The organism is Levilactobacillus namurensis (assembly GCF_032197885.1).
Classification (GTDB): domain Bacteria; phylum Bacillota; class Bacilli; order Lactobacillales; family Lactobacillaceae; genus Levilactobacillus; species Levilactobacillus namurensis_A.
On sequence record NZ_CP134159.1, the window covers coordinates 2383611 to 2410291 of the forward strand.

The window sequence follows — 26681 nt, forward strand, 5'->3', positions numbered from 1 at the left end:
AGCCGTTGCTTGATGGATACTCAATTGGGTCGTGAGGTTGATCCTTGCCCAAACGTCCTAAATTCAAGCCCTATACAAAATGATGCCAGCTGAGGAAGTTGTCCAAAGTCCGACCGATGATATGATGGCCTTGGACAACCTCCTCAACTGGCATCACCAGTTTGAAGGCTGATTTTACTTTCCGTAGACCCCAATCACTAAGGCCACGATTAAGATAAGCAGTACCGCCGTCGTGATGGTGACGTACAGACGGTCCTTTTCACGATAAAAGGCATAGATGGACACGATCACCCGTAAGACCGGGGTCAGAATCAAGCAGTAGACACCTAGCATCATGATGGCATAAGGCCGGAACTGGATGACTCCCGTCAGGATGGTCTGCATGCTAGTCGGCACCGTACTTCCCGGGTAGCCGGATTGCCCGGTCACCAGGAACAGGACCAGTCCGACGGCCATGATGATGGCTGAGACGATGACCCCAATCTGGAGGATGCGTCCAATGATGGTTTCGACTTGGGCCATTTCCTTGGCCGTTGTTGGTTTTTCTGTCATGAGAAGAGCTGTACCCCCAATCCCTTAAAGACCATCTGTAGTCCGATGTAGAGCAACACCGGGATAAACACGATTCGAATCCACCGCGCCGGTAGGACCTGCATGATTCGTGACCCAATTACGGCGCCGACCAAGATTCCTAACGCCATCGGTACCGCAATTCCCGGCAGGATCGACCCATTGAAGAAGTACACGGTCGCACTGGCGGCCGCTGTGACCCCCATCATTAGGTTCGACGTGGAGCTCGACGGCTTCAGGGGCATCTTCATGAAGGTATCCATGGCCATGACCTTAAACGCACCGGAGCCAATGCCCAACAGACCGCTGGCCACCCCGGCACCGAACATCACGGCAAAGCCCGCGGGGACGTTTTCGACCTGATAGTCAACGTCGCGCAGCTCAGCTTTATCAAAGTAGCTGCCGTTAAGCTTCAACTTGGCCGCAATCCTATCGGGCGTCACCCGTTTCAAGACTTCCTGCCCCCGCCGCAACTTGCGCACCATGTTCCAGGCTGAAAAGACCAATAAGCAGCCGAATAAGAGATACAAATACTTGGGGTCCAGGATTCCCGTCATTAAGGCCCCGATAATGGCCCCGATGGTCGTGGCGATTTCGAGAAACATTGCCACCCGCAGGTTCAAGACGTTATCCCGCAAATACGCAATCGTTGACCCCGAACTGGTGGCGATGACGGCGATGATGCTGGCACCAATGGCGTACTTGATACTCAACCCCATGCCCAGTGTCAAGATTGGCGTGATGATCATCCCCCCGCCGATTCCCAGGATGGCGCCCGCGATACCCGCAAAGAGGCCCACCCCTAACATGATTAAAGCAGTTTGCACCATGAGTCCTTAATTCCCCCAATTTCTTTTTTAAACAACGCTTACGATTATTTATCTTTCCGGCCACCAGAGCAAGTGACTGGCTTGGTGCAGCGAAGCTCTATTGAATATCTATTCACAAATAAAAGTTCCTATAAGTCAACGTTCTTAGTATAAATATCTACAATTTATCTATCAATGAACAAAGTTCCATTTTTGGCCTGCCACCTGAATCAGTCCATTCCCACCCCGCTAAAATCCCCGTCGTGCTCACTATGAAAGCGGCCACAAAACAAAACGAGATTGTCATACTTAAAAAATATGGCAATCTCGTCTAAATTGTATTTCGTGTATCTTAATAACTGTCAATGAACCGTTGGAGAAGTGGCCCGGGGGTTACCTGCTCCGGCCAGACCAGCTTCAACGTGGTTCGCCAAGGCTGGTACCGAATCGGCCGCAGGTTCGTTTGCGGACCACTGATCTGTTCCGCCACCGACTGAGGCACCACCGCCACGCCCATCCGGGCCTCGGCCCACTGAACTGCAGTGCGGGCATCGTCGCAGGTGCAGGCGACGAACGGAGCCATCCCCTTCTGCGCGAACGTCGCGGCAAAAAGGTGTTCAAACCGTCGATAAATAATCAACGGCACGTCGGCCAGGTCCTCCACCCGCAACGTGGCGCCCCGAAAATGATCGTACTTCTTGGGGACCACCGCAACCATCGATTCCGTCTTGAGGTCCTTACTGGCTAACCGGGGCGCCGTAAACGGGGTTCGGACGATGGCCACGTCAATCAGGTGTTTTTCCAACCGGTCGATCAAGCCGTAAGTGTTGTCTTCGAACAGGCGAATCTGGACCTTGGGGTAATGGCGCGTTAACGTCCGCAACTTCGCGTTAGGCATCGCACCAATCGACGACGAGATGACCCCGACCGACAATACCCCCGCCAAGCCCTGGCCCAGTGACCGGACCTGACTATCCGCCCGCTCCCGCAGGTCGAGTAACTGTTGGGCGTAGTCCCGTAAGAGGACCCCCGCCGGCGTCAGGGAGGTCCCACTCGACGTCCGGTGCAGCAACGTGACCCCCAGCTCCGCTTCAAGTTGCTTCAATTGATAACTCAGCGGCGGTTGGGCCATATGCAACTGCTGGGCCGCTGCCGTGATCTGACCCGCGTCGGCGACCGCTAAAAAGTATTCTAGTTGACGAAAATTCACGAAAGGTCACCTCGTTTATTTCTGTTAAGGCTCCTCGGGTTCCCCCGCTTGACTCTGCGTGAAGCGTGATTGGTTGACGGCCCGGTCTTTGGCGGGTAACGTCTCCTGAAGCAGGTACTGCCGTATCAGTAGGACAATCTGCTTGTTCTGGGGCAGATCCGAGTGCGTGGTATCATCACCCGTCACCGTGATCTGGGTGTAGTGGGCGACTTGATTCTGAAAGATATACTTTCCTTGGCTCACACTGTTGGCCGGGACGGTGCCGTCACTCGAGTAGTTCTCCGTGCCGGCAACCGAATAGACCGTCAGCTTCTTGGGCAGCTTATGCCGGCCCGCCACCAGTTCGTTCAACATCGTGGTCCGCGTCGTGGTACTATCCGATTCCATGTTGTAGGGGGTCGCGATGGTCATCAGGCGGTCAATGGTCACCGTTGGCGATTGGTCAAAGTACTTTTCCAAAAACAGGCTCAAGATCAAGCCCCCGTTAGAGTGGCCTAAGGCGTTGAAGTGGTTGAAATGGTAAGTCTTGACCAGGTCTTTAAAGGCCACGTTCAGCCACCGGGCCTGCTGGTTGATGTTCGTATAGCCGTCACGGTTATTCGCAAAGGCCACCACGATGAACGGGTGGTTGTCATTGCGCCGAATACTCCCGGTATAGGAGAGTTTTCCGTTCGTCGCGACCTTGACCTTCAACACGCTGTGCGCCGTCTTGGTCTCTTGGCGTAACTGCTTAATCAGGGTATCGAACCGGTCCTGACTGGCACTCGATCCCGGGACCAGGATGGTCGGATTCAACGGCGTCCGGTAATTGGTCTTATAATGGGTGATTCGGGTCTGCATCCAAGCCGTGCTGGGGAAAAAGATTGCCAACACCGCAACGACGGCCAGCCCCCACCCGATAAACTTACGCCGCATGGTCTTCACCCTCTTCCGTGGGCTCAGGAAGCTGATTCAAGAGCTTCACAAATGGCAGATAAATCAGGACTGAGACGGTCAGACAGACTAGGCTCAACAGTAACGCGCGCCAATCCCCGGCGGTGCCTAGGTAGGCCATCAACGGCCCCGGTGTGGTCCGAGGCATGGGGTACACCATGGGCGGAACCAACTTCCAAGTGATTGCGCACCAAGCCAGGACAATGTTCACGGCCGGCGCGACCATAAAGGGAATCAATAGGATGGGATTATACAAGACCGGTAACCCCAACAAGGTCGCCTGGTTAAGGTTGACCAGGTTCGGTAAGGCCGTCTGAGCCGCGATGTGGCGATCATGGGCGCGAGTCGAGCCAATCCAGATGGCAATCAGCAGGGCTAACGTCATCCCCGCCCCACCGAAGTTGGCATAGGCGTCCCCCAGCGTATGCAGCGTCACGGGATGCGGCACGTTCCAGGCTGACCCCTGCTGGACGGCCGTGGCCAAGTTCTGTAACGAATTCACGGTCGCGTTGCCCGCCAGGTTCACGGGACCAATCAAGCCCAACCACCACAGGAAGTTGTTTAACGCCGTGACGGCTAGAATCATCAGACCGTGATGCCCCGGATTGGTGATCATGGCGCGGGTCACCTGGTAGACTAGACCGTTTAAGCCGCCCGTGGTCAACCAACTCATCCCATAGCCGACCAGGACCATGACCGCCATGATGATCACCAGTAGCCACGCCACCCGCCCGGTCAGGGTCAAGCGCGTGAACCAGCGCCAGTGCGCCAGCTTTTGTAAGAACCAACTGGCGAACCAGCCGACCACTAGCCCCACCACGATCCCTAAGAAGATGCCTTGGGGGCCTAAGTTGTTTTCAACGAATTGACTGCCACCTCGCTTGACTTGGTCGATCACCTCATAATTCACGTTCAGGGTCAAGAAGGCCAGCGCACTCAACAGGCCCACGGCAAGTTCGTTACGGCGATAGGTTTTAGCTAAGAAGTACCCCATGGCGAAGGTCATCATCACCGCAACCACGTTATTCACTACCAGCCCCATGACCTGAAAGGCCTGGCGCCACAGTGTCAGCCCCGGCAGCCACTGTCCGATATGATAGATATGAAAGAAAAAGCCATTGGGGGCCAAACAACTCTGGCCAATGGCACTAATCAGGGTCATGATTAAAATAAACGGGTAGACGACCGTCAGGGCCTGTTGAATCACCCGCATCGCCCGCCACTTGCCAACTCGCTGATTGAACCGCCATAATCTTTGCATCGTCGTTGCCCCTTCATCATTGGGGAAAACTTTCCCCGAAATCAGCGCACGCACCGCCTGAAACGCCCACGCACCTTACCCCGTTTTCAAGTCCCGTTTAGCTTGTGAAAAACCAACTCCACGGCTTCTCCACGCTTTTCGTTATTCCCATTATACGAACTTCTGGTTTTCACGGAAAGCAAACGCCTTATAAATTTTATTATAAAAGCTGCGCCGCTATGGGGCCTTTCAGGACCGCTGTACCGGCCTAATCTTTTTCGTTAAATTTCGATTTCATGGTTGTATGCGTTTTCAATCCGTGATAATATGTTGGTGTAAACAACCAACCAACTTTAATCGATTGCTTGGTGATTACATTTAATGTTGCTGTGACGGCGTCATTAAACTCAACTCAACTTAAAAACGATTAAATCTGAAAGAGGAAGTGGCTATTTTGAAGTTTACGAATGGTTATTGGCTGACTCGCGACGAATACGACGTTAACTCTCCAGCTGAAGCATTCTCTGCAAAACAAAACGGCAAAGAAATGACCGTCTTTGCGCCATACAAGCGTATTAAGACCCGGGGAGACGAATTAAACTTAGGGATGACGACCATTAAGTTGACCTCCCCCGTTGAAGATGTGATTGGCGTTAAGCTGACCCACTTCGACCAAGACACTCACGGTCCATCGTACAAGTTGAATAATCTTGACCCTGACGTCAACATCGACATCACCGACAAGCACGCTTCCTTAACCAGTGGCAAGTTATCCGTTAACTTCCCACTCCGCGACGAATTCGACATGTCCTTCACGGCAGACGGCCGCGAAGTGACCTCTTCTAAGTTCAAAGCCCAAGGCGAAATCTTAAACCACGACACCGGCGTTCACTACATGCGTGAACAATTATCCATCGGCGTTGACGAAAAGATCTATGGTTTAGGGGAACGCTTCGGTAACTTCGTCAAGAACGGCCAAGAAGTTCGGACCACCAACCAAGACGGTGGGACGGGTTCCGAACAATCTTACAAGAACATTCCGTTCTACATCAGTAACGAAGGTTACGGGGTCTTTGTCGACCAACCTGAAACGGTTGATTATGAAATCGCTTCCGAAAACGTTGACCGGGTTCAATTCAGTGTTGCGGGTCAATCCCTGCAGTACTACGTGATCTACGGCCCAACGCCTCAAGAAATTCTCCACAAGTACACCCAACTGACCGGTGGCATCCAATTACCACCAGCTTGGTCCTTCGGTCTGTGGTTATCCACTTCCTTCACGACCGACTACAGTGAAGAAACGGTCATGAAGTTCATCAACGGGATGCAAGAACGGCACATTCCGCTAGACGTCTTCCACTTTGACTGCTTCTGGCAAAAGGGCTTCGAATGGTCCAACATGCAATGGGACCGCGACGAATTCCCAGACCCAGTTGGCCTGATCAAGAAGATCCATGACAAGGGCATCAAGGTCTGTGTCTGGTTGAACCCTTACATCGCCCAACAAGGCCCAATATTCGAGGAAGGCAAGAAGAACGGCTACTTCATCAAGCGTGAAGATGGCAACATCTGGCAATGGGACCTCTGGCAAGCTGGTAACGCCTTCGTTGACTTTACCAACCCTGACGCCGTTAAGTGGTACCAGAGCAAGTTAAAGGCCTTACTCGACATGGGTGTCGATTGCTTCAAGACCGACTTCGGTGAACGGATCCCCGTTGACGACGCTGTCTTCTTCGACGGCTCTGATCCAAAACGTGAACATAACTACTACACGTTCCAATACAACCAAGCCGTCTTTGACATCTTAGCCCAAGAAAAGGGCAAGGATGAAGCGGTACTCTTCGCTCGTTCCGCAACGGTTGGTTCTCAGAAGTTCCCTGTTCACTGGGGTGGTGACTGCCTGTCTAACTTCAAGTCGATGTCCGACACCTTACATGGTGGTCTGTCCTTCTTGAGTTCCGGCTTTGGCTTCTGGAGCCACGACATTGGTGGGTTCGAAGATGGCCCAGGTACTCCTACGCCAGACCTGTACAAGCGTTGGACGCAATTCGGTCTGTTATCCTCCCACAGTCGTTACCACGGGAGCGATGTTTACCGGGTTCCATGGAACTTCGATGACGAAGCCGTCGAAAACACGCGGAAGTTCGTTAACTTGAAGCTATCCTTGATGCCATACCTCTACACCCAAGCGGCTCACGACGCTGCTTACGGGAACCCGCTGATGCGGCCAATGTGGTTCAACTTTAAGGACGACTACAACACCCACACCATCGCTAACCAATACATGTTCGGGAGTCAACTCTTAGTCGCCCCTGTCTTCAACGCTGAAGGCAACGTGCACTTCTACCTGCCAGCCGGCAAGTGGACCAGCATCATCGACGACAACGAATTCTACGACGTTCCTGAAGGTGGTAAGTGGTTGACCAAGGCTTACGACGAATTAAGTCTGCCAGTCTTGGCTCGTCAAAACACGATCCTGTTGCGGAATCCTAAGGCCGTTCACGCGGACTACGACTTCACGAAGGATCTGGACATCCACCTGTTCGACATGCAAGAAGGTTCCACGACGGTTGCCGTGGTTAACCAAAAGGGTGTCGATGCGGGCCACGTCACGGTTGACCGTTCCGGGAACACCTTGAAGGTCACGACGGACGGCTTAACCGGCAACGCCACGATCTACGTTCACGAAGACGGCCAAACGACTAAGGCTGCTCTGGACGGCACCACGACGACGATTACCCTGTAATCGTTCCCCATTTTCACCTGATACGCAAAACACCGTTGGTCATTTGATCAACGGTGTTTTTTTGACGAGTCAATTCGCGTAAACTAGAGGTTGAACCCTAGCCTGAAATGAGGTGACTTTTCTTGGATAACCAACTATATAAATGGCTGACGGTGGGCGCCCTCTTTTTCTTTGCCCTCTGCAGCTTGCTGGTCGCCCTAAACATCTGGGCGGCCCAAAGTAACCTGCTTTTAATACTGGCCGGTATCTTCCTGGTGGTGGCGCTGGTCTTCGTCACGCTCAACCAACGCTGGCGCCACAGCCACCCCAAACACTGACCCTACCAGGTCGTACTGGTACTCTGCAAGATCTCCGGATCGTGGTTACTCATCAGGTAGGCCCGCCCGTCTGCCGTGAAGTTTAAGGCTTCGAATTCTCGCTTAGAGGCGAACCCGGTCCACCGGACATCCGCTGGCGTCAGATGCCCGTTACCGGCCAGCCCCGCGACTGGCAGACTGGCAATCGAATCATCGGAAACCAGGTACAAGCGGTCGTTTTGCGGGTTATAAGCCATACTCTGAACCCGAGTGCCCGGCCCGTGCGTCAAGACCTGCCGGGTCAACCGGAAGTGAACCGCGTCCTGGCCGATGGTGCCTTGGTAGATGTAGACCCGCGATGCCGATGGGCGGGTCCAGAAGTAAGCGTGGCCCTGACGGTCAAAGGTCAACACGTGGCCCCCCGGAACCGCAAAGTGTCCCGCGCGCAACCGGAAGTGAATCTGCTTGACCGGCCGCAGGGTCTGGGGACTGATGCGCTGTAACACGCCCTCCTGGTTGATGGGAACCCGGGGCGCCGATTCCCGGTCACACCACATGTAGAACTGACCATCTTGCCAATTATAAGCCAGGGATTGGCCGTGCCCCGTGGTAAAGGCCGGTCCGATCTTAATGGCCGACCGAATCGCCTTTTCCCGCGCACTGCGCGCGGCCTTGGCGGTGTAGACCCGCTGGAGCTGACGCGGCGTGACGTTTAACTGGGCCAAGCGCTGGCGGTCGAACCGCACGATGCGTCCACGGTTCTGCCAAGTCGTGGGACAGTAGACGATGTAGAGGTATTGCCCGACCGTGACCATGCTTTGTGGGTCACCCCAAGCTTCGCCCCGAGGCCCCGGCAGCGGTAACTGGTAGAGCGTCTGAAAAGTAACGGCCTGTCCGCGATTCGAGGCAATCGTATTGATACCGTGCGGATTCTCCGCGGCCGCATACTGGGCCGGCACCGTCGTAAAGTGGACCTGGTCGTCGTTTAGGTCCCGGTTCTGCTTCAACGCCGTTGCGACCAACGCGCCGGATGCTTGGTGAACGACCGGCATCGCATAGCCTGGTAATGCCCCGATACCGGTGACCATCCCTACGGTCAGTGCCAGTTCCCCTAGCTCTCGCCATTGCTTATCTGTCATTGAAACTCCCCCCATCACATGATTCTATTCATCACTGTTTGTAGTATACCCACTCCCAACCACCCCTCCGACCCCAACGGCCCAATAAGGGTACTGACCTAACGTCACGGAAGAAAGTCAGCGCCTTACCGGGTGGCCAGGGATGAGGTCATCCGGTCCCGGTAGCCGATTGGCAGGGCCGTGACGCCAGTGGGCACGACTTTAAGCCGCGCAAAGCCCGCCCGTCTTAAAGCTCGGCCTTAGCCTAAGGCCAGCAGACCACTGGCCTAACGCTAATTTCACCGGCTGGGCCCTATCGGCTACCGGGACCTCACGTTGTTGCGTGACAAGTCGTCATGGCGTGCATGGCTAATTCATCCACTACCGTGAGCCGTGAGGGTGATCAGACAGGGCTCAGCCGTGAAATTTGACTTGGGTGACGTTTCTCAGTCGCCCTAGTCAAAGGCCCAGCTTCGAGACCGCTCTGTGGCTCGAAGTGGTGCCCACGGCGTTCCAGCCCTGTCTGGCCGCCCGGTAAGGCGCTGACATAGTAAACAGGAGCCTGGGACAAAATGCCCAGGCTCCTGTTATTCTTGACGATAACGATACGATGCTGAAACGTGCGACCAAAGGCGGTTAAGCGGAGCTGGCTGCCTTTGGTCGCACTCTGTGGTTTACCAGCTAGTGTGGGTGCTCTTTAAGATTTCGGGGTCGTGGTTGGTCATTAGCGTGGCGCGACCGCTGGTGATGAAGTTCAGCGCTTCGAACTCCCGGCGGGGACTGAAGCCCGTCCACCGTACGCTTTTAGCACTCAAGTGCCCGCGACCGCGTAAGCTGTGGATTGGTAAACTGGCGATGGAATCATCCGACACCAAGTATAACCGCCGATTATGCGGGTTATACGCGATGCTTTGGACCCGGGAACCCGGCGCGTGCCGTAAGACCTGATGGGTCAACCGAAATCGTACGTGATGCCGCCCAATCGTTCCTTGGTACAAGTTGACCCGCTTAGCTGACGGCCGGGTCCAAAAGTACGCCCGACCACTGCGGTCAAAGGTCAACACGTGGCCTCCCGGGACCGCCATCCGCCGGTTCCGTAACCGAAACCGAATCTGGTGGTTCGGCCGCAACGTATGGGTGCTGATCCGATTAATATAACCGTACTGGTTCGTGGGGACCCGGGGCTTGGACTCCCGGTCGCACCACATGTATAGGTGATGGTCGTGCCAATTGTACGCCAACGACTGACCGTGGCCCGTGATGAAGGTCGGGCCCACCTTAATCGCCGACCGAATCGCCCTTTCCCGCGCACTGTGCGCGGCCTTTTTGGTGTAAACCTTTTGCAACTGCCGGGCCGTCACGTGGTGGGCCTTCAGCCACTTCTGGTCGAACCGAACCACTCGGCCCCGGTTATGCCAATTAGTCGGACAGTAGACCACGTAGATGTACCGGCCGACCGTCGCCATACTCTGGGGATTGCCCCAAGCCTGGTGGTGATAACCCGGCGATGGGAGGAGGTAGGCGGTCTTAAAGGTCACCCGGACGCCCTGGGTGCCCCGGATCGTATTGCGTCCATGCAAGTGTCGCGCGTGCTTGTAGTGCCGGGGCTGGTGCCACATCTTGACGCGATAATCGTTCAAGAGTCGCGTCCGCCCTGATGCGAGGGCGCTGGCCCGCTGATGGACGATGGGCATCGCCTGTGCACCCAGGGTCAAGCTCAACCCCGCCCCTAACGCCAGCACAGCTCCCCAAATTTTTCGCCAATGCATTTAAAATGCACCTTCTTTACAATTAATCCAGCAATTCCAGTATACCGCGAAATACTTGTGCTCGTCAGTCCCATCCCCCGGTTAGTCGCTGACCACTAAAAAAGCGGGCACCATCGCTGGTGACCCGCCAGGTTTCACATATCCCGTTAGACTAGATAACTTCTCGCGTAAAGGGATCCTTGGAGATCCCCTTGTCTAAGATGTCCTTGCACCATTCCTTAGCGGAGAACAGGCTGTGGTCCCGGTAGTTCCCACAACTGTACTTGTCCGTGCCTTGAACGTCCTTCCATTCCGTATCGTAAGCGATCCGGTGTAAGGACGCCTTGAGGGCCTTGGCCACTTCTTCAGTGGATTGTTCGCCCCAAGTGATCAAGTGGAAGCCGGTCCGGCAACCGAATGGTGAGCAGTCAATCACACCACTCATCTCGTCCCGCAAGTAGCCGGCTAACAAGTGTTCAATCGTATGTAATCCGGCCGTTGGAATTGCGTTGGTGTTAGGTTGAACTAACCGCAAATCAAAGTTTGAGATCACATCACCCTTCTTACCCGTCTCCCGGGTAATCAACCGAACGTACGGTGCCTTAACGGCCGTATGGTCTAACGTAAAGCTTTCAACTTTTGCCATATTTTGCCAACTCCCTTTTCCATTTTTTAATCCTGTTCCCCTCTACTCTACACCAAACCCCGCCGCCCCGCTAATTATTTTCAGTTTTCTTAAGGCTTCTAAGAAAGGGCAAAGTTTAGCCTAATTACCGCGTATCACTGTCTCATTAGTTGCGAGAGTGGCTATACTGGGTCTGTATCACGAGAGGGGAGGAACCATCATGAACACTGCACCACAGGAACCGTTACCACCACGGGAACGCCACTTTAGCCATTCGGGGAAGCTTAAGCGCATCATTCTTACACTACTGGCGTGCCTTTTAATCGGTGGCGGCCTGTACGGCTGGTACGCCTTGCACCAAGCCAAAACCACGTTTTCTAAAACCTATCACGCCCTACCGACCAAGCCCAACGACCTCGCGCTAACCAGCGGCAAGCCCTTTGCCGTCCTGTTAATGGGGACGGACACCGGTGCGCTAGGTCGGCATAGCGTTGGCCGGACCGATACCATGATCATCGCGACCATCAATCCAAAACGCCAGACGGCTAAGTTGACCAGTATCCCCCGGGACACGCTGGTCGACGTCTACGGGAGCCAACAAGACGACGAAAAGATCAACGCGGCCCTGCCACTATACGGACCGGAAACGGCCATTAAGACCGTGGAACACCTGGTCAACATCCCCATCCACTACTATGTTCTAATCAACATGGGTGGCCTGGAAAAGATGATCAACGCCGTGGGTGGGGTCGACGTAGTCCCACCGTTGACGTTCCATTACGAACAAGCTAACGTCAAGAAGAACCAGAAGATCCACCTTAACGGGGCCAGCGCGCTGGCCTACTCGCGGATGCGCGACGACGACCCCTTGGGCGACTATGGCCGGCAAATTCGCCAACGCCAGATCATTAAGCAACTGGTCTTAAAGGAAGCGGGACTGTCCTCGGTGGCCCACTACCAACGGGTCTTAGGCTCTTTGAAAAATAACATGCAGACCAACCTTACGTTCCAAGACCTCCTATGGCTGCGTACTAAGTATGGCCATACCAGTCGTCACGTCCAATCCGCAACCCTGCAGGGAAAGCCGGCAGTCATCAACGGTATCGACTACCAGGTTGCCCCTCAAACCACGATTAACCAGGTCTCCAAAGACCTGCGGAAGGCCCTCGGGCTCCCCGTTAACGTCCAGTTTCAGACCGACGCGTTAGACCCCACTGGGGAATGACACCTAGGCTAATAAAAATGAGGTTTCCCGGAAATGGGAAACCTCATTTTAACCTCAGGTTACTTCTTCACTAATGAAGCGGCCTGGCGTTGCCGCCAGATGTGCCACCCGCTGACCAGGATACTGATGTCCCCGACTAAGGTGCCCAGCCCAATCAGCAAGTTACCCGTCGAGGTCACCATCAGACTGGACCAGGGATTGATCCGGGCAATCAGGGCCAGAACCGTCATGATCCAGAGGTCGGCCACCAGCGCCGGTAACCACGAATTCGGGTGGCGCCGCTGGTCCCAGAGAATCAGGGCCGTCAGAATAACCGCTACCGCCAGCAGGGCCAGACTCCCGCCTTTACGGGTCACGTAGACCAAGCCCACCGCCGGCAATGCTCGGCCCACTAGGTTCCAAATCACCAATAGCCCAACGGCAATCAGCCCCCAACTCACGAGTTGGCCTCGCGTGGCGAACCGGGGGGTCAACCAAAGGCCCAAGATCACGGCCACCACCAGTAAGACCAGCTGAACGCCGATCTTTAGCAGTTGGAGCGGCACGGCCGGTAAGATCACTGTGGGTAAAACTAGGCCCACGAAGAATAGCCCCAACGGGAAGAACAGGTCCGTACTCCACCACCAGGGGTGGCCTTTTTGGCGCTTCATTAGGCGCTGAGCCGCAGCCAACGGGTCCCCGTGCCAGTAGTCGCCCGCGGACTTATTCGCCCGCTGTGCGGCTAAGAATCCCGGTAAGAGGACGCCCAGGTATTCCTGGAACGTCTCCTCATCGGTGAACCGCGGGTCTTGACGCAAAGCGGCCACCAGTTGGTCCCAGTAGGCTTGATTTTCAGTTGTTAATTGTGCACGCAACGCCGCGTTGGCCGCGCTGTAGGTTGGGTGTTCTGCCACACTTATCATACCCCTTACTTTTCTGACTTTGCTTCCATGATAAGGAACTTTAGGTCAAATTACCATCAATTTTGCGTATGACCGGGGATGGACGAGTCATTCGCGTGCAAAAAAGAGGTCTGAGTTTTGGTCCCAGACCTTACTCTTACGTTTAGTTAAGGGCAAATGGTGGTAAATCACTCGCCTTACCGGTTGGCCCTGAAAAGGCTGGAACGTGGTGGGCACGACTTGAAGCCAAAGAGCGGTCTTCAAGCTCGGCCTTTGGGTAAGCCAGCTAAAAAGCGCTGACTAACCCAAACGACACCACTGAGCCTCTTCAGGCCCAACCTCACGGCTAAATTGAACATCTCCAAAACAAGTCTTCTGGTAATTGAACTTAGAAGTAGCCACGTGAGACTCTTAAACTCAAACAATAAGGTATAAACCTGATTGGACCTCGAGTCCGCGGTAGGCATCATCATCCCCGCGCCATGGCTACAAACAGGTGACGACCGTATTCATACCAACCACTACGGCCCGTTGGCAAATCATGTTTCGCCATGGTTACACAACTGTAAGCCGAGAGGACGGCCAGACCAGGCTCAGCCGTGAAATTTTCCTTGGTGAGTGTTCCTTAGCTCGCCTAGGAAAAGGCCCAGCTTCGAGACCGCTTTGTGGCTCGAAGTGGTGCCCACGGCGTTCCAGCCTGGTCTGGCTGTCCGGTAAGGCGAATGATCATTGTTTTATATGACAGACCTGAAGTCCAACAGTCTCTGTCCAATTTTCAGCGCCAAATAGGCCACGGTTATCCAAAAAAGCTCTGCAAAACCAAAATAGTTTTACAGAGCTCGTCTTAGGCTATTTCACGATCTGCTAACCAGCGTCCTAGCAGGAGACCCGCCAGCGCTGATGATGCTAATGGTTCTTAATCACCAATTCCAAAGCCGACTGTAATTCCGACTGCTGGTCTTTAGAAAGCTGCACGTCGTCCACACACTGCTGGACGTTGGCCGCGACTACGACCCCCATGATCCGCTCCACGCTGGAACGTACTGCAGAAAGCTGAGTCAGGATGTCCTGACACTCCCGGCCGTCTTCCACCATCTTCATGATGCCGTGCAACTGACCGTCCGTGCGCCGTAACCGATTTTTTAACTGGGTCTGCGTGGTGGTCATTCTGCTGTCGCCTCCGCCAACTTACTATCCAAGTACTTCTTCAACGCAGCCTTGGGGTGAAAACCCACGACCTTTTCCGTGGGCTTGCCGTTCTTAAAGATCACCAGCGATGGAATGCTCATGATTCCCAGTGACTGGGCCAATTCCTGGTTCTGGTCCACGTCTAGGGACGCAAACTTGACCTGGCCAGCATAGTCTTGGTCGAGGTCCTCGAGAACCGGCGTCTGCATCTTGCAAGGCCCACACCACGCTGCCCAAAAATCAACGACCGTCAAAGCCGCATCGTCACCTACGTGTTCAAAATCTTTCGTCATAATCGCTTGCATGCCGAAATCCCTCCTGTAAAAACTGAATGCGTTCATTATACCCCTTGGGGTATGTTTTGGCTACCCTGACAACTTGTTTTCAACTCAAAAACGCCGCTCAGCGGGTTCCTGAACGGCGTTTTCCTTCAATTTTTAGTTAATTTATTTCTGCTCACCAGGCGCCACGTACATCCCCGCCGTTAACCGCGGATGGTTGTTGTTGCGCTTGACTTCCTTTTCGACCGCCATCTGAGCGACTAAGTTCAAGTAGTTGAACGGGTCGTCGAAGTTCGGCTGGAACAGCATATCAACAAAGGCTAAATCATCGATGGTGTTCCGGTTTTGGATGGCAATGGATAAGGCGTTCGCCGACTGAGCCACTTCATGCTTACTGAAGAGTTGGGCCCCTAAGATCAGACGGGTCTTGGTATCGTAGACCAAGTTGATCGACAACTTATCCGTGGTCGGCATGTACTCCGGCCGCCAAGTGCCCTCGAAGGTGACCATATCGGCGTCTTCAAAGCCGGACTTCTTGGCGTGTTGTAGCGTCAGTCCCGTAGAGGCCAGGGTGTAGCCGAAGATGTTCATGGCTGAGGTCGCCTGGGTCCCCATGTACTGTTGGATGTTACCGAAGACGTTCATCCCCGCCAGCATTCCTTGCCGGACCGCGTTCGTCGCTAATGGCGTGTAGACTGGCTTGCCAGTTGGGTTGAAGTTGACCACGCACGCGTCACCACAGGCATAAATGTCTGGGTTAGATGATTGCACGTATTGATTAATGATGATGGCCCCGTGCTTATCCATTTCAACTTGGCCCCGGAGCAGTTCCGTGTTCGGTACGAAGCCGGTGCAGACGATGGCCAAGTCCGCCGTGAAGTCGCCGTCAGTGGTCTCGATGACCAACTCATCGTTATCGTTACCGGTAAAGGCGGTGACCCGACGATCCAGATAGACTTTAACGCCCTTGTCTTCGAGCGTATTCACGATGCGTTCGGAGAAGTTCTTATCGACATAATGGTTCAAGATGATGTCTCGTGACTGGAACAACTGCACATCGTGATCCGTCCGGGCATAGCTTTCCGCTAATTCCGTCCCCACGTAGCCGGCCCCGATGATGGCGATCCGCTTATTGGTCTTCGCCGTTTCGTAGATGGCCTTAGCTTGGTCGTAGTTCTTGCATAGCAGGACCTTGTCTTCATCGATACCGAAGATCGGTGGGACAGTCACGGTCGACCCCGTCGCCATAATCAACTTATCATAGGTGTCATTAATCAGATCCCCAGTATCCATATTAACGGCTTCCAGTGTCTTCGCCTCAGCATCAATCTTCAACACGTTGCAGCGCGTCTTGATCGTGGCCCCCAAACTGGTCAATTGCTCTGGTGAAGAGTAAAACATGTCTTCTAGGTGTTTAACTTGTCCGTCCAGGTACAAGGAAATCCCACAAGATAAGAAAGAAACGTTCGTGTGCCGCTCATAAATGGTAACCTCAGTTTCTGGGTGATCACGCAAAATTTGTAACGCCGCATTCGTACCAGCGTGTGTACTACCAACAATGATGACTTTCATGTTTACCCTCCTACATCGAAAAACGATTCTAGGCTTAGTCTACTTGAAAGTTAGCGAAAGATAAACGACTTACTATCGGAAAAGTGCCGATTCAGGGTCATTTTCTCACACTTTCGTTAAAATGACGGGAACATGTGCAAGTTGCACACTTACAATTAAATTCAAGACCGTCACAGCCGTTTCCTATTAGGACGCGGTTTTTAGGCGGTTTATCGTCAAATTAATTTATAACTTAATCCATCATAAGTTTCTGTCGTTAACGCAGTCCGCGGTCTTAGTTTATCACGAATCCTTGTCAATAACCGGTTTTACTGACTAATTATTGTGGCCTTTAACCACTTTGCCTCAGCCGTCACAATTTGCTTGCGAGTGTCCCCCAATCCCGCTATGATACTGATAGTTGGTTCGTGTTATGCGCCAATGTTAAGCACTGTGATTAATCTAGGAATCAGCGTCAAAAGATGCACTCCCCCCAAAACAAGTGTTTCAATAATGATTCCTAATTCTGTAGAAAAGCCCCGAACGATCCGCATGTCGTTCAGGGCTTTTTGTTAACTCATTTTAACTGAAGCTAGGTTAATCGTCGGCGCCGGTTCCTGGAAGAGAAAGTCGAAGACCAGCGCTTGGACCTGCGGGTTGTCGTGCAGGCGGCTGTGTTCCGCTCCGGCTCCCCGGAAACCGACCTCCCGAAAACTCGCGGGGATCGTTCCTAGTAAGTAACGCAAAGAACGCGCGGAAGCCGTCGAGATGTAGCGGTCTGAATGCGACCCGTCTTCGAGATCGCCGTAAATGTTCAAGACCGCCGCGTCGTTCGGGAAAGCCTCCCGGCGTTGGTAGAGGTCCGCGTAACTGGGAAGCCAGAAGCTTTGGGGATACACGATCTTCGGCCGACCGGTCTCCGTTAGGAAATTGGTGTTATGGCTCTCGTTCATCCCAATCACCCCGTTAAAGGGACCGGCAATGGTCACCAGCTTTTTCAAACGGGGTAACCAGGAGTCTTGGCCAAAGGCTTCCGCGTAGGCCACTAAGGCCACGCTTCCCGCCGAGTGGCCCACCGCATTGTAGGCTTGAACCCCGTGCTGGCCGCGTAAGTAGATCATGACTTCGTGGAGCCACCGTACCTGAAACGCTAACCGGGCTTGGTTATTGCCAAACGTCACCTGAATCAACGGGTGTTCGGCTTGGTCATCCCACTTGCCGCTGATTTTCAGCTTGCCCGCGTGGGTCACATGAATGGTCAACGGCCGACAATGGCCCACGTGGACGGCAGCTTTCAGCATGGCCGCCATGGTCTTAGAACTGCCACGTAGTCCGTGGACAAAGAGCGTAGGAATCTGCGGGGTCACCCGTGGCCGTTGACGTTGCCACTTAGCCAGCTTACGGCGGGTCCGTAGCCGACCAACCACACTGGTCGCTCCCGAAATCATTGCTAATTCTACTAAACTTAAGTCCATGAACTTCCGATCCTCCTGAAGCCGTTTTATCCTCGGAGCGTCGCAGAAATCCCTTCTGTGACCCCCCGCATTTAGGTCGTGAGCCACCGACTTTTCACAAAGTCAGTGGGGCCAAATCCGCGATGATTGCCACAATTTGTGAGTCATCCCGGCCTAATGGCTAGTCCATTCAAGGATAAACGTTTCAGCAACCAGCTGTCAAATGGTTTTGGTTTATTATTAATATATTTATTAAACCAATTGATTGCGCCGCAACCCCACCTGGGTTAAACTACAGTCAGGTCAACAAGGAGCGCTTGTTGACCCGAAACAAATTCTTATGATTCTTCACGCGAGCAGAACTTAGCACTCCCCCAAAGTCTTAAACTTCTGCTCGTACCCCCCTCAAGCCATGATAGCCTCGTTGCCATCGTGGCCTTTTGGTGTGGTCTGAAAGTTATGGGGGTCCGCCTGCAATTTCACAAGCCTAATCGCGCACCTGAATCCCCACGCCCACTAATCCGGGACCCGTGTGGACCCCCAAGGCCGGTGAGATGTCGCCACTGCCCCAGTCACTGACCTGCGGGTAAGCCGCCTGTAACTGGGCCAAGATGGTCTCGCGTAACTCGGGGTTGGCCCCGTCGACTACGGAGACGCTGACCTGCTGGTGGTCACCAATCGTTTCCCCCACCAGGCTGATCAGCTTGGCCAAGGCCCGTTTCTCACCCCGCGCCTTAGCGACTGGCGCAAAGACGCCATCGGGATCACACGAGATGATCGGCTTAACGTTCAGTAGCGTTCCCGCCATCCCCGCGACCCGGCCGACTCGACCGCCCGCCACCAGGTATTTCAGGTTAGGAATATAGAAGAAGACTTTGGTCTGGCGCACGACCCGCTCGACTTCCGCAACCAGGTCATCGAACGCTAATCCTTGGTCCCGCAACTGGGCCGCGTAGATGGCCGAAAAGCCGCTCCCAATCCCGATATTCTTAGTATTCACCATATGAACTTTTAAGGGTGAGTCTTCACTTAATAACTTAACTTCTTGAAAGGTTCCCGAGAGTTTATCCGAGATGCAGACCCCCAACACGTGGGTGTAGCCGGACTCCTGGATGCGCTCGAAGGCCTCGAGCACCGTTTTCCCGGTTGGACTGGCCGTAGTGGCCTGTTCGGTCGCCTGCCGCCGGTAGAATTCCGCCGGTGTAATGGTCACGCGGTCTTCATAGACCCGGTCACGAAAGATCACGTTGACGGGTAAGAGTGCCATGTCAGCCGCTTGGAGGACAGAAGCTGGGACGTCCGAACAAGAATCGACTAAAATCGCAATTTTTTCAGTTTGCATATTGGTTCCTCATTTCTAGGAGTTTCCACTTCTCGCTGGTACTTGCCATTATACCGCAATCATCTAGTTTTTGATACTAGTTGATTGAATCACTATGCTCGCCTTTACTAATGATAGTGAAAACAATTGAGCGGCAAAATTTTTTCTTGGACCGTCCAGCCCTTGCGTGAAATCGTCACCAATGGGTTGCCCAGTGGCCACCATCCAGATAGTCCCCTGGGATTCGGGGATTCGCTAATCCCGTAAACGGTTGACTTTGTAGGGATTTAGCCTATACTTACGGTTGAAATATTATGCCATCAGGCACAGTTAAGGGGCACCATTATCGCGTTGCCCCCGACTGGTGCGCGGTGGGATAGGATTTGGAAAGGCAGAAGTCATGCGACTACCTGAATTTCTAGACAGATAGAAAAGAGGGGTTTTATATGAAGAAACATGAAACCGATGCAACGACCAAGCACCACATGCTCAAATCGACAGACGCGGGCCAGAAGAGTCTAGACGAGGTCAACGGCAGTGTCGATGTCCCCCAAAACGCGGGATTCTGGCGCACCCTCGCCGCTTACACCGGCCCTGGCGCCCTGATTGCCGTCGGGTATATGGACCCCGGGAACTGGATTACCTCCATTGCCGGTGGGGCCCAATACAAGTACACGTTACTGACGGTGGTCCTGATGTCTAGTTTGATTGCGATGCTCCTCCAAGCCATGTCCGCCCGACTAGGAATCGTGACGGGCAAGGACTTGGCCCAGTTAACTCGAGAGCGAACGGGTAAATTCACCGGGTTCGTCCTCTGGATCATCACCGAACTAGCCATCGTGGCCACCGACGTCGCCGAAATCATCGGTTCCGGGATCGCGTTAAAGCTCTTATTCGGATTCCCCCTACTGGTCGGGATCTTAATCACCGCTGCCGATGTGCTGTTACTGCTGGTACTGATGAAATTAGGCTTCCGGAAGATCGAAGCCATCGTGGCCACGTTAGTCGCCGTGATCCTCTTCGTCTTCCTCTACGAAGTGATTCTCTCCCAGCCTCAGATGAGCGAAGTGGTCAAGGGTTACTTACCATCTAGCCTCGTGGTCACGAACCAAGGGATGCTGTACCTGTCCTTAGGAATCGTGGGGGCGACCGTGATGCCCCATGACCTGTACCTGGGGTCTTCCATCTCCCAGACGCGGAACTTCGACCGGAAGAACCGGAAGAGTGTGGCGCAAGCCATCAAGTTCACCACGATTGATTCCAACATTCAGCTGACCATCGCCTTTATCGTCAACAGTCTCCTCTTGATCTTAGGGGCTGCCCTCTTCTTCGGTACAGACAGTGACTTAGGCCGGTTCGTCGATCTGTACAACGCCTTAAGCAACAGCCAGATTGTCGGCGCCATCGCCAGTCCCATCTTGAGTATGTTGTTCGCGTTAGCCCTGTTGGCTTCCGGACAAAGCTCGACCATTACGGGGACCTTGGCTGGTCAGATCATCATGGAAGGGTTCATTAACCTGAAGATGCCTCTGTGGGCACAACGGTTACTGACCCGGTTGATCTCCGTAACGCCAGTGGTCATCTTCGCGTTGTACTACCACGACAACGAAGCTAAGATTGAATCGCTCCTGACGTTCTCGCAAGTCTTCTTGAGTGTCGCGTTACCGTTCGCGATGATTCCCCTAGTCATCTTCACCAGTAATTCTAAGCTGATGGGTGAGTTCGTGAACAAGACTTGGATCAAGGTCCTGTCTTGGATCATTGCGGTGATTTTGATTATCTTGAACGTTTATCTGATTCTAAACACGTTAGGCTTGGCCTAACCGCTAAATTTAAAAGCCCCCGCCGAAAATCCGGTGGGGGCTTTTGCTAATCTCAATGAAACTCAGTGACTGCAAACTCGTCGTGATGTAATTTAGTGGGAGCCGAAAGGTTAGGCAATTGATGGCGAACATCGTTTATGGGTTGGTTAGACCCCGTTCGCGCGTACAACGATCTTATCGTTGCAGGACTGAGCATGTGAATACGAGGGCCATCTTACCATGTGGCGCAATCGGTTGCAACCACACTATTAACGAATTGCTGAGTTTAATAGAATTTATAATTAGTTTTATTGCACAACTAAGCGGAACCAGCGACTACGCTGGACGGACTACGGGAAAATTAGGCGCGTTGCCCACCATCGACCGTGAACTCAGCACCGTTGGCAAAGCTGGATTCATCGCTGCCTAAGTAGACGCAGACTTCGCCGATGTCCTTAGGTTGGCCCATGTGGCCTACGGGGATGGTCTTGATCAGTTGTTCCTTAGCAGCGGCTGGCACGATTGACGTGTCGATCCAGCCGGGGTGGACGGAGTTGACCCGAATATTAATCTTCCGTTGAGCCAGGTTTAGGGCCGTGGCGTGCGTCAACAGGCGCGTGCCCCCCTTGCTGGCGGAGTAAGCGGGCGCCGTGGGTAAGCCCACTAACCCGGCTACTGAGGAGACGTTGATGATTGACCCCTGCGCATCGTTGGTCTGTTTCATGGCGTTGATGGCTGCCTTCTCACCTAAGAAGTTGGCCGTCAGGTTCACGTCGATGACCTTTTGCCAGTCGGCTAAGGAGACGTCTTCAATCACGGGCATCATGGGGCCGATGCCGGCGTTGTTGACTAAGATGTCCAGCTTACCGAACTTCGCAATCGTCGCGTCGATGACTTTCTGCCAATCGGCCTCTTGCGAGACATCTTGTTGGACGAACAGACTCACGTCGTCCCCAAACTTGGCAACCGCGGCCTTCCCGCCGTCCACGTTATGGTTGGCCGTCAAGACCACCTTGGCCCCTTCGCGCACATAGCACTCCGCGATACCTAAACCAATCCCGGCGACGCCTCCCGTAATAATCGCAACTTTTCCTGCTAAACGATCTGACATACGATTCACCCTTTCTCAATGATTACTTGTTCAGGTTATCACATTAAATCCATTTTGAATATTATTTTATCGAAAAAATAGAGACTGTCTGGAAATTAATTGGTCGATTAATCCTGATTCAAAACCGAAAGAGCCTCCGGAACGGCCAACTATCAGGTTAGTACGTCTGTGAGCCGTCCGGTAAGATGAATGACCATCACCAGTCAGTTTAAGACGGACCCTAGTCATCCCGTTTTTCAGATACCAAAAAGGCCCGGAGATAACCGAAAATCTCCGAGCCGACCCCAATCGTCCGTCTCACCGCACCATCGGGGGAATCACACTAATTGAAATGCGCTGCTGTGACCAATCCACCTGCTAGGTTGTCAGCCGGGGCATCACGCTTAACCACTAACTCCTGATTGACGAAGCTCATGATCCCGTTTTGACCCAGTTCACGGCCATAACCGGACTGCTTCACACCGCCAAATTCTAGTTCTGGCAAGGAGCTGAAGAAGGTGTTGACGTAAACCTGCCCCGTCTCCATCCGCGACGCTAATTCCGCACCGTACTCGGCACTCCCGGCGAAGACGATACCACCTAATCCTAAGTCGGTATCATTCGCCAACGCAATGGCTTCATCGTCGTCCTTGACCTTGTAGACCTGGGCGACCGGACCAAACATTTCTTGCCCGTAAGCCGGGTTGTCCTTCGCAATGTCGGTCAAGATGGTTGGCAGGAAGAACTGGCCGTCACTATCGACCGGGTCGTGGACAAAGGCCAAAGTGGCCCCGTTCTGCACGGCCTCATCTACTTGTTCTTGGAGCTTTTCCTTCGCCTTCTTCGAGTTCATAGGGGCCAACGTGGTGTTGGGGTCCATCGGATCACCTAACTTAGCGGCCGCGAAGGACTTCTTCAGGTTGGCTAAGAACTCATCGTAGTGGTTCTCCGTAACGATAAACCGCTTGGATGACGTGCAGACCTGACCCACGTTATAGAGCCGCGCCCGGGGTGCAATCTCATTGACTTGGGCCATGTCAGCGTCATGTGCCACGATAAAGGCATCGACACCACCTAGTTCCATGGTACTCTTCTTGAGGTACTTACCAGCGGCCGCAGCGACTGCCGTTCCCCCACGTTTAGAACCGGTCAGGGCGACTCCCTGAACCCGGGGGTCGGCGATAACTTGTTCAACTTGGTCGTAAGATAAGAAGAGGTTCGTCAGTGAGCCGGCTGGAGCACCAGCACGCTTGACGGCATCTTCAAAGGCCAACGCGGACGCTGGCGTATTGGCCGCGTGCTTGTAAACGATGGGGTCCCCTGCCGCGAAGTTGGGTGCGAAGATCCGCATCATCTGGTAGTACGGGAAGTTCCAAGGTTCTACCGCCATCAAAACCCCCAGGGGATGATTCTCCAACTGGGCATCACCGGCAATGGAATCGATCTTGCGTGGTGCCAAGAACTCCTCAGCGTTGTCCGCGTAGTAATCGGCGATCATCGCACACAGTTGAACTTCTCCTTGCGCTTCACTGTACAGTTTTCCCATGTCGACCGTTAGGACCTTAGCTAACGAATCCGTTTCGTCCCGAAAGATTTGAGCCAGTTTCCGGAGTACCGGAATCCGGGTGGCTATTGGATCATTACGCCACTGTTTATAAAGTTTTTGCGCTTGGGCTAAGCTGCTTTCGATGTATTCCGGTGTTGCTTCATCATAGGTCTTCACGACCTCATTGGTATATGGATTAATGGTTTGATAGGCCATAACACAAATCCTCCTCATGCACTTTTAAATTTCACAATGTATCCCTTTACATTTTTAAATCATACACTTTAAAACCCCATAATACCAGCAGTTTTCTTGTGACCAACTTCTCAAACAGGATTAGTGAAATCTCCAAAATGAAAGCGATTTTACATATTATCTCCGCGAAAGGCAATGATATCAAGGATAGATTGGTATAGGTCAAATTACGTGCAACCGGTTGCGATTACGCGTTCCCTGCTTAAAATTTTTCTGACAGGACGCAAAAAGACACCTGCTCAACAACAGGTGTCTTCCTCAAACTCTAACTTAACTTCCAACGATCCAAAATCCCATTAAACAACCGGTTAGCCGTCGTAATCTGGTCCAAGACCGTCCGGGGCGTGGCTTTAAAGCCATCATTAGCCCATTTATTAATGATGCCCATGGCCCCGGCAGCGACAAATTCCGCTGACGTATCAATCACATCTTCCTTTAAGTATCGATACTCGGGCATGGCATGTAAAAGAATGGATAAGCGCGCCGCCACAAACTCGTTGGTCGATTGTCGCCAAACGCCATCATCATAAGGATAAGCGTTTAAAAAGATTTTCGAATGATCCGCAATCCGTTCTAATAACTGGATGGTTTCCGGACGCCAATTCTCTAGGGTAATCGTCACCGGTTTCTCCCGTCGCGGTGCCTCTACGATGAACTTCTGATAAACAAACGCTAAAAGCTCATACTTATCCGCAAAATAGTAATAGAACGTCTTCCGGTGGACTTCTGCTTCATCCGCAATCTCGCGAACCGTGACCTTATCAAACGTATTGTGGTCCAACAACGATGCCAAGGATTCCGCAATTCGTTCCTTAGTCTCTGATGCTGCCATCGTGCTACCTCCAATCATCCACACCCATTTAGGGCAATGTGACGTCCCGTCCTTACAGTTTACGGCTTAAACGACTCACATTGACTAATCTAAACCCTCGTGCTTATTAGTTTTTTAAATGATTCCTAGGTCGAATCATCCACCAAAATTCAAGTGGTGATGTCTGTAAATAGCGTCCACTACCGCCATTAAACAGGCCTAATTATAGCATACCTATCATTTAATTGTACGCCACTTTTGGGCACAATTCCCCATTGAGTCCGGATTTTTCGGAAGAAATTTATCCAAACTTCCCGAGTCGTGCGGGTCTATTCACCCATTTGCTCGAAATTTATCAAATAGTCGCTCCTCAACGACCACTAATCAAGCTTGAGATAAATTTTCCTCGTTTTTTCCATTCTAGCATGACAAAAGCGGGTAGGCTACTAAGCCCACCCACTTTTATGAAATTTTTTTAATGATACAGATCGAACCGCCCCTTGGCAAAGACAGTGCTCAAGTGGGCGCTTTCAAACAGCGACCGGTCCGTAATGATCTTCTTCAGGGCTGAAGCCACGTACCCCTTCACTTTCCGGTTACCGCTCCCAATCTCACCGATTCCGTCGCGGTCACTCAGTGAGGCTACGGTCCCGCTAGACTTGTAGACGAACTTCTGCGTGGCCCGGCCACGGAGTTGTAACCCAATGTTCTTCGCTGCTTGAGTCCCCGCTGCCAACGCAATCTGCGCCGTCGTTGGATACGGCCGGTTGCTCTCTGGATCCATCACCGCGGACACATCCCCGATAATGTAGACCTCGGGGTGGTCCTTCAAAGTCAGGTCATCGTTGACCACGACCCGGTTCCGCCGTTGTTCGAAGCCGGAGTCCGCAATCACGTGCGACCCGCTGACCCCCACGGTCCAGACAATGGTGTTGGCCTTCACTTCGTGTTCCTGGTCGTTACCGTCCGTGTACATCACGGAATTCGGCGTGATCTCCGTGATACTGGATCCCAGCTTCATCTCAACGTTATGCTTTGCTAAGAACTGCATCGCGTAGTCGCCTAAGGACTTGTCAAACATGGGGAGAATACTGGTCATCCGTTCCAAGCAGACCAGCTTAATCGCTGGCGTATTGTACTTGGTCTGTAACTTCGGCAGGGATTGGGTCAACTCACCCAGCAATTCGATTCCGGTGAACCCAGCCCCGCAGACCGCGATGGTCAAGTCGTTGGGGTCCTGCGTCTGGCTGTAGCCCTTGATGGTCTTTTCAATATGTTGGTATACAGCTTCGGAGGTCGCCAGGTCATCCATCGGCAGGGCGTTCTCCTCAGCTCCCTTCAGTCCAAACGTCTCCGACTGAAAGCCTAACGCCAGAACCAAGTAGTCGTAGGTGATGGGTTCATGGTCCGCCAGGGTGACCTGCTTCTGATCAACGTCCACATTCGTGACGGTATCACGAATGAAGTTGACCCGGCTGCCAATAATGTCGTTGATTTCATAGGTGATTTTTTCTGGTGCGATGGTCCCCGCTGCCACTTCGTGGAGGTTGGTCTTTTCGGTATGGGTCCCCGACTTATCCACTAAGATAATCTCATGCTCACTGGGAACTTCCCGTTGCAAAAACTTTACGGCCCGCATCCCCGCATAACCGCCGCCTAATACTAAAATCGTTGCCATAATCACGACTCCCTTTACTATTAAAGTTCTCCCCATTAATAGTTTATCCATTTGCCACTGTGATTAAACCGGTTACAATCCGGCGTATGTTCACCGTCCCCCCAATCGGAACGCTGGATAGCACTATTACCTGAGGTCGTTAACCTTATTATACGGCTTATCACTTGAAAAACCATTCAAAAGGGTTCGCAATCTCCTTCACAAAGAATCTTCCTGATTTCCCGTCGCCCCGAAGTCGTTTCAGCTGACAACTAATGGAAAATCATTTAAGGTAAGCATTAGTTAAGTCAACAATTCAAGGAG

Annotated in this window: 22 protein-coding genes; 4 read left to right on the top strand and 18 right to left on the bottom strand. The window is 53.0% G+C overall.

What is annotated here, in order from left to right:
- Nucleotides 1-174: 174 nt before the first annotated feature.
- From RIN67_RS11395 to RIN67_RS11415, 5 genes are all read right to left on the bottom strand, one after another.
- Nucleotides 175-552 carry a DUF1634 domain-containing protein gene (locus RIN67_RS11395; protein WP_265000058.1) on the bottom strand — a complete coding sequence of 126 codons (378 nt, stop codon included), beginning with the start codon at nt 550-552 and terminating at the stop codon, nt 175-177.
- The gene (locus RIN67_RS11400) at nt 549-1400 is read right to left on the bottom strand and encodes a sulfite exporter TauE/SafE family protein (RefSeq protein ID WP_265000059.1); all 852 of its coding nucleotides are present in this window, start codon (nt 1398-1400) and stop codon (nt 549-551) included. The genes RIN67_RS11395 and RIN67_RS11400 overlap by 4 nt, the downstream gene beginning before the upstream one ends.
- Before the next feature lie 331 nt (nt 1401-1731).
- On the bottom strand, nt 1732-2589 hold the full coding sequence (locus RIN67_RS11405) for a LysR family transcriptional regulator (RefSeq protein WP_107739634.1): 858 nt from the start codon (nt 2587-2589) through the stop codon (nt 1732-1734).
- A gap of 24 nt (nt 2590-2613) precedes the next feature.
- Nucleotides 2614-3504: an alpha/beta hydrolase gene (locus RIN67_RS11410; protein WP_265000060.1), complete on the bottom strand. Its 891-nt coding sequence runs from the start codon at nt 3502-3504 to the stop codon at nt 2614-2616.
- Nucleotides 3494-4783: a PTS transporter subunit EIIC gene (locus RIN67_RS11415; RefSeq protein ID WP_265000061.1), complete on the bottom strand. Its 1290-nt coding sequence runs from the start codon at nt 4781-4783 to the stop codon at nt 3494-3496. The genes RIN67_RS11410 and RIN67_RS11415 overlap by 11 nt, the downstream gene beginning before the upstream one ends.
- Nucleotides 4784-5216: 433 nt before the next feature.
- Here RIN67_RS11415 and yicI point away from each other — a divergent pair, with 433 nt between their 5' ends.
- Both yicI and RIN67_RS11425 read left to right on the top strand, forming a co-directional pair.
- The gene (gene yicI / locus RIN67_RS11420) at nt 5217-7508 is read left to right on the top strand and encodes an alpha-xylosidase (RefSeq protein WP_265000062.1); all 2292 of its coding nucleotides are present in this window, start codon (nt 5217-5219) and stop codon (nt 7506-7508) included.
- 122 nt (nt 7509-7630) lie between these two features.
- Nucleotides 7631-7825 carry a hypothetical protein gene (locus tag RIN67_RS11425; RefSeq protein WP_024747478.1) on the top strand — a complete coding sequence of 65 codons (195 nt, stop codon included), beginning with the start codon at nt 7631-7633 and terminating at the stop codon, nt 7823-7825.
- 2 nt (nt 7826-7827) lie between these two features.
- Here RIN67_RS11425 and RIN67_RS11430 read toward each other — a convergent pair whose 3' ends face one another.
- From RIN67_RS11430 to RIN67_RS11440, 3 genes are all read right to left on the bottom strand, one after another.
- The gene (locus RIN67_RS11430) at nt 7828-8943 is read right to left on the bottom strand and encodes a hypothetical protein (RefSeq protein WP_313825856.1); all 1116 of its coding nucleotides are present in this window, start codon (nt 8941-8943) and stop codon (nt 7828-7830) included.
- A 653-nt stretch (nt 8944-9596) separates the two neighbouring features.
- Nucleotides 9597-10691, bottom strand: coding sequence for a hypothetical protein (locus RIN67_RS11435; protein WP_265000064.1), 1095 nt, complete (start codon nt 10689-10691; stop codon nt 9597-9599).
- A 151-nt stretch (nt 10692-10842) separates the two neighbouring features.
- Nucleotides 10843-11316, bottom strand: coding sequence for an S-ribosylhomocysteine lyase (locus tag RIN67_RS11440; protein ID WP_024747475.1), 474 nt, complete (start codon nt 11314-11316; stop codon nt 10843-10845).
- 199 nt (nt 11317-11515) lie between these two features.
- On the opposite strand from RIN67_RS11440, the gene RIN67_RS11445 reads away from it, so the two are divergent.
- Nucleotides 11516-12520 carry an LCP family glycopolymer transferase gene (locus RIN67_RS11445; protein WP_313825855.1) on the top strand — a complete coding sequence of 335 codons (1005 nt, stop codon included), beginning with the start codon at nt 11516-11518 and terminating at the stop codon, nt 12518-12520.
- A gap of 59 nt (nt 12521-12579) precedes the next feature.
- Here the strand turns inward: RIN67_RS11445 and RIN67_RS11450 are convergent, their stop codons facing one another.
- The 6 genes from RIN67_RS11450 to RIN67_RS11475 form a co-directional block, all read right to left on the bottom strand.
- Nucleotides 12580-13413 carry a hypothetical protein gene (locus tag RIN67_RS11450; protein WP_265000263.1) on the bottom strand — a complete coding sequence of 278 codons (834 nt, stop codon included), beginning with the start codon at nt 13411-13413 and terminating at the stop codon, nt 12580-12582.
- 894 nt (nt 13414-14307) lie between these two features.
- A complete protein-coding gene (locus tag RIN67_RS11455; protein ID WP_265000264.1) occupies nt 14308-14568 on the bottom strand; it encodes a metal-sensitive transcriptional regulator in 261 nt (86 codons plus the stop codon).
- Nucleotides 14565-14894 carry a thioredoxin gene (gene trxA / locus RIN67_RS11460; protein ID WP_024747470.1) on the bottom strand — a complete coding sequence of 110 codons (330 nt, stop codon included), beginning with the start codon at nt 14892-14894 and terminating at the stop codon, nt 14565-14567. The genes RIN67_RS11455 and trxA overlap by 4 nt, the downstream gene beginning before the upstream one ends.
- Nucleotides 14895-15035: 141 nt before the next feature.
- A complete protein-coding gene (locus RIN67_RS11465) occupies nt 15036-16442 on the bottom strand; it encodes an FAD-dependent oxidoreductase (RefSeq protein WP_265000265.1) in 1407 nt (468 codons plus the stop codon).
- 551 nt (nt 16443-16993) lie between these two features.
- The gene (locus tag RIN67_RS11470; protein WP_265000266.1) at nt 16994-17896 is read right to left on the bottom strand and encodes an alpha/beta hydrolase; all 903 of its coding nucleotides are present in this window, start codon (nt 17894-17896) and stop codon (nt 16994-16996) included.
- A gap of 466 nt (nt 17897-18362) precedes the next feature.
- Nucleotides 18363-19217, bottom strand: a complete 855-nt coding sequence (locus tag RIN67_RS11475; protein WP_265000267.1) for a DegV family protein — start codon at nt 19215-19217, stop codon at nt 18363-18365.
- 425 nt (nt 19218-19642) lie between these two features.
- Here RIN67_RS11475 and RIN67_RS11480 point away from each other — a divergent pair, with 425 nt between their 5' ends.
- Nucleotides 19643-21019 carry an Nramp family divalent metal transporter gene (locus tag RIN67_RS11480; protein WP_265000268.1) on the top strand — a complete coding sequence of 459 codons (1377 nt, stop codon included), beginning with the start codon at nt 19643-19645 and terminating at the stop codon, nt 21017-21019.
- Nucleotides 21020-21359: 340 nt separating this feature from the next.
- Here the strand turns inward: RIN67_RS11480 and RIN67_RS11485 are convergent, their stop codons facing one another.
- The 4 genes from RIN67_RS11485 to RIN67_RS11500 all read right to left on the bottom strand — a co-directional run bounded on the left by RIN67_RS11485 (nt 21360) and on the right by RIN67_RS11500 (nt 26378).
- On the bottom strand, nt 21360-22109 hold the full coding sequence (locus tag RIN67_RS11485) for a glucose 1-dehydrogenase (protein WP_024747465.1): 750 nt from the start codon (nt 22107-22109) through the stop codon (nt 21360-21362).
- A gap of 322 nt (nt 22110-22431) precedes the next feature.
- Nucleotides 22432-23850: an NAD-dependent succinate-semialdehyde dehydrogenase gene (locus RIN67_RS11490; RefSeq protein WP_265000269.1), complete on the bottom strand. Its 1419-nt coding sequence runs from the start codon at nt 23848-23850 to the stop codon at nt 22432-22434.
- Nucleotides 23851-24154: 304 nt separating this feature from the next.
- Nucleotides 24155-24721: a TetR/AcrR family transcriptional regulator gene (locus RIN67_RS11495; RefSeq protein WP_265000270.1), complete on the bottom strand. Its 567-nt coding sequence runs from the start codon at nt 24719-24721 to the stop codon at nt 24155-24157.
- 454 nt (nt 24722-25175) lie between these two features.
- Complete coding sequence (locus RIN67_RS11500; RefSeq protein ID WP_107739656.1) at nt 25176-26378, bottom strand: NAD(P)/FAD-dependent oxidoreductase; 1203 nt, start codon at nt 26376-26378, stop codon at nt 25176-25178.
- Between the last annotated feature and the right edge of the window lie 303 nt (nt 26379-26681).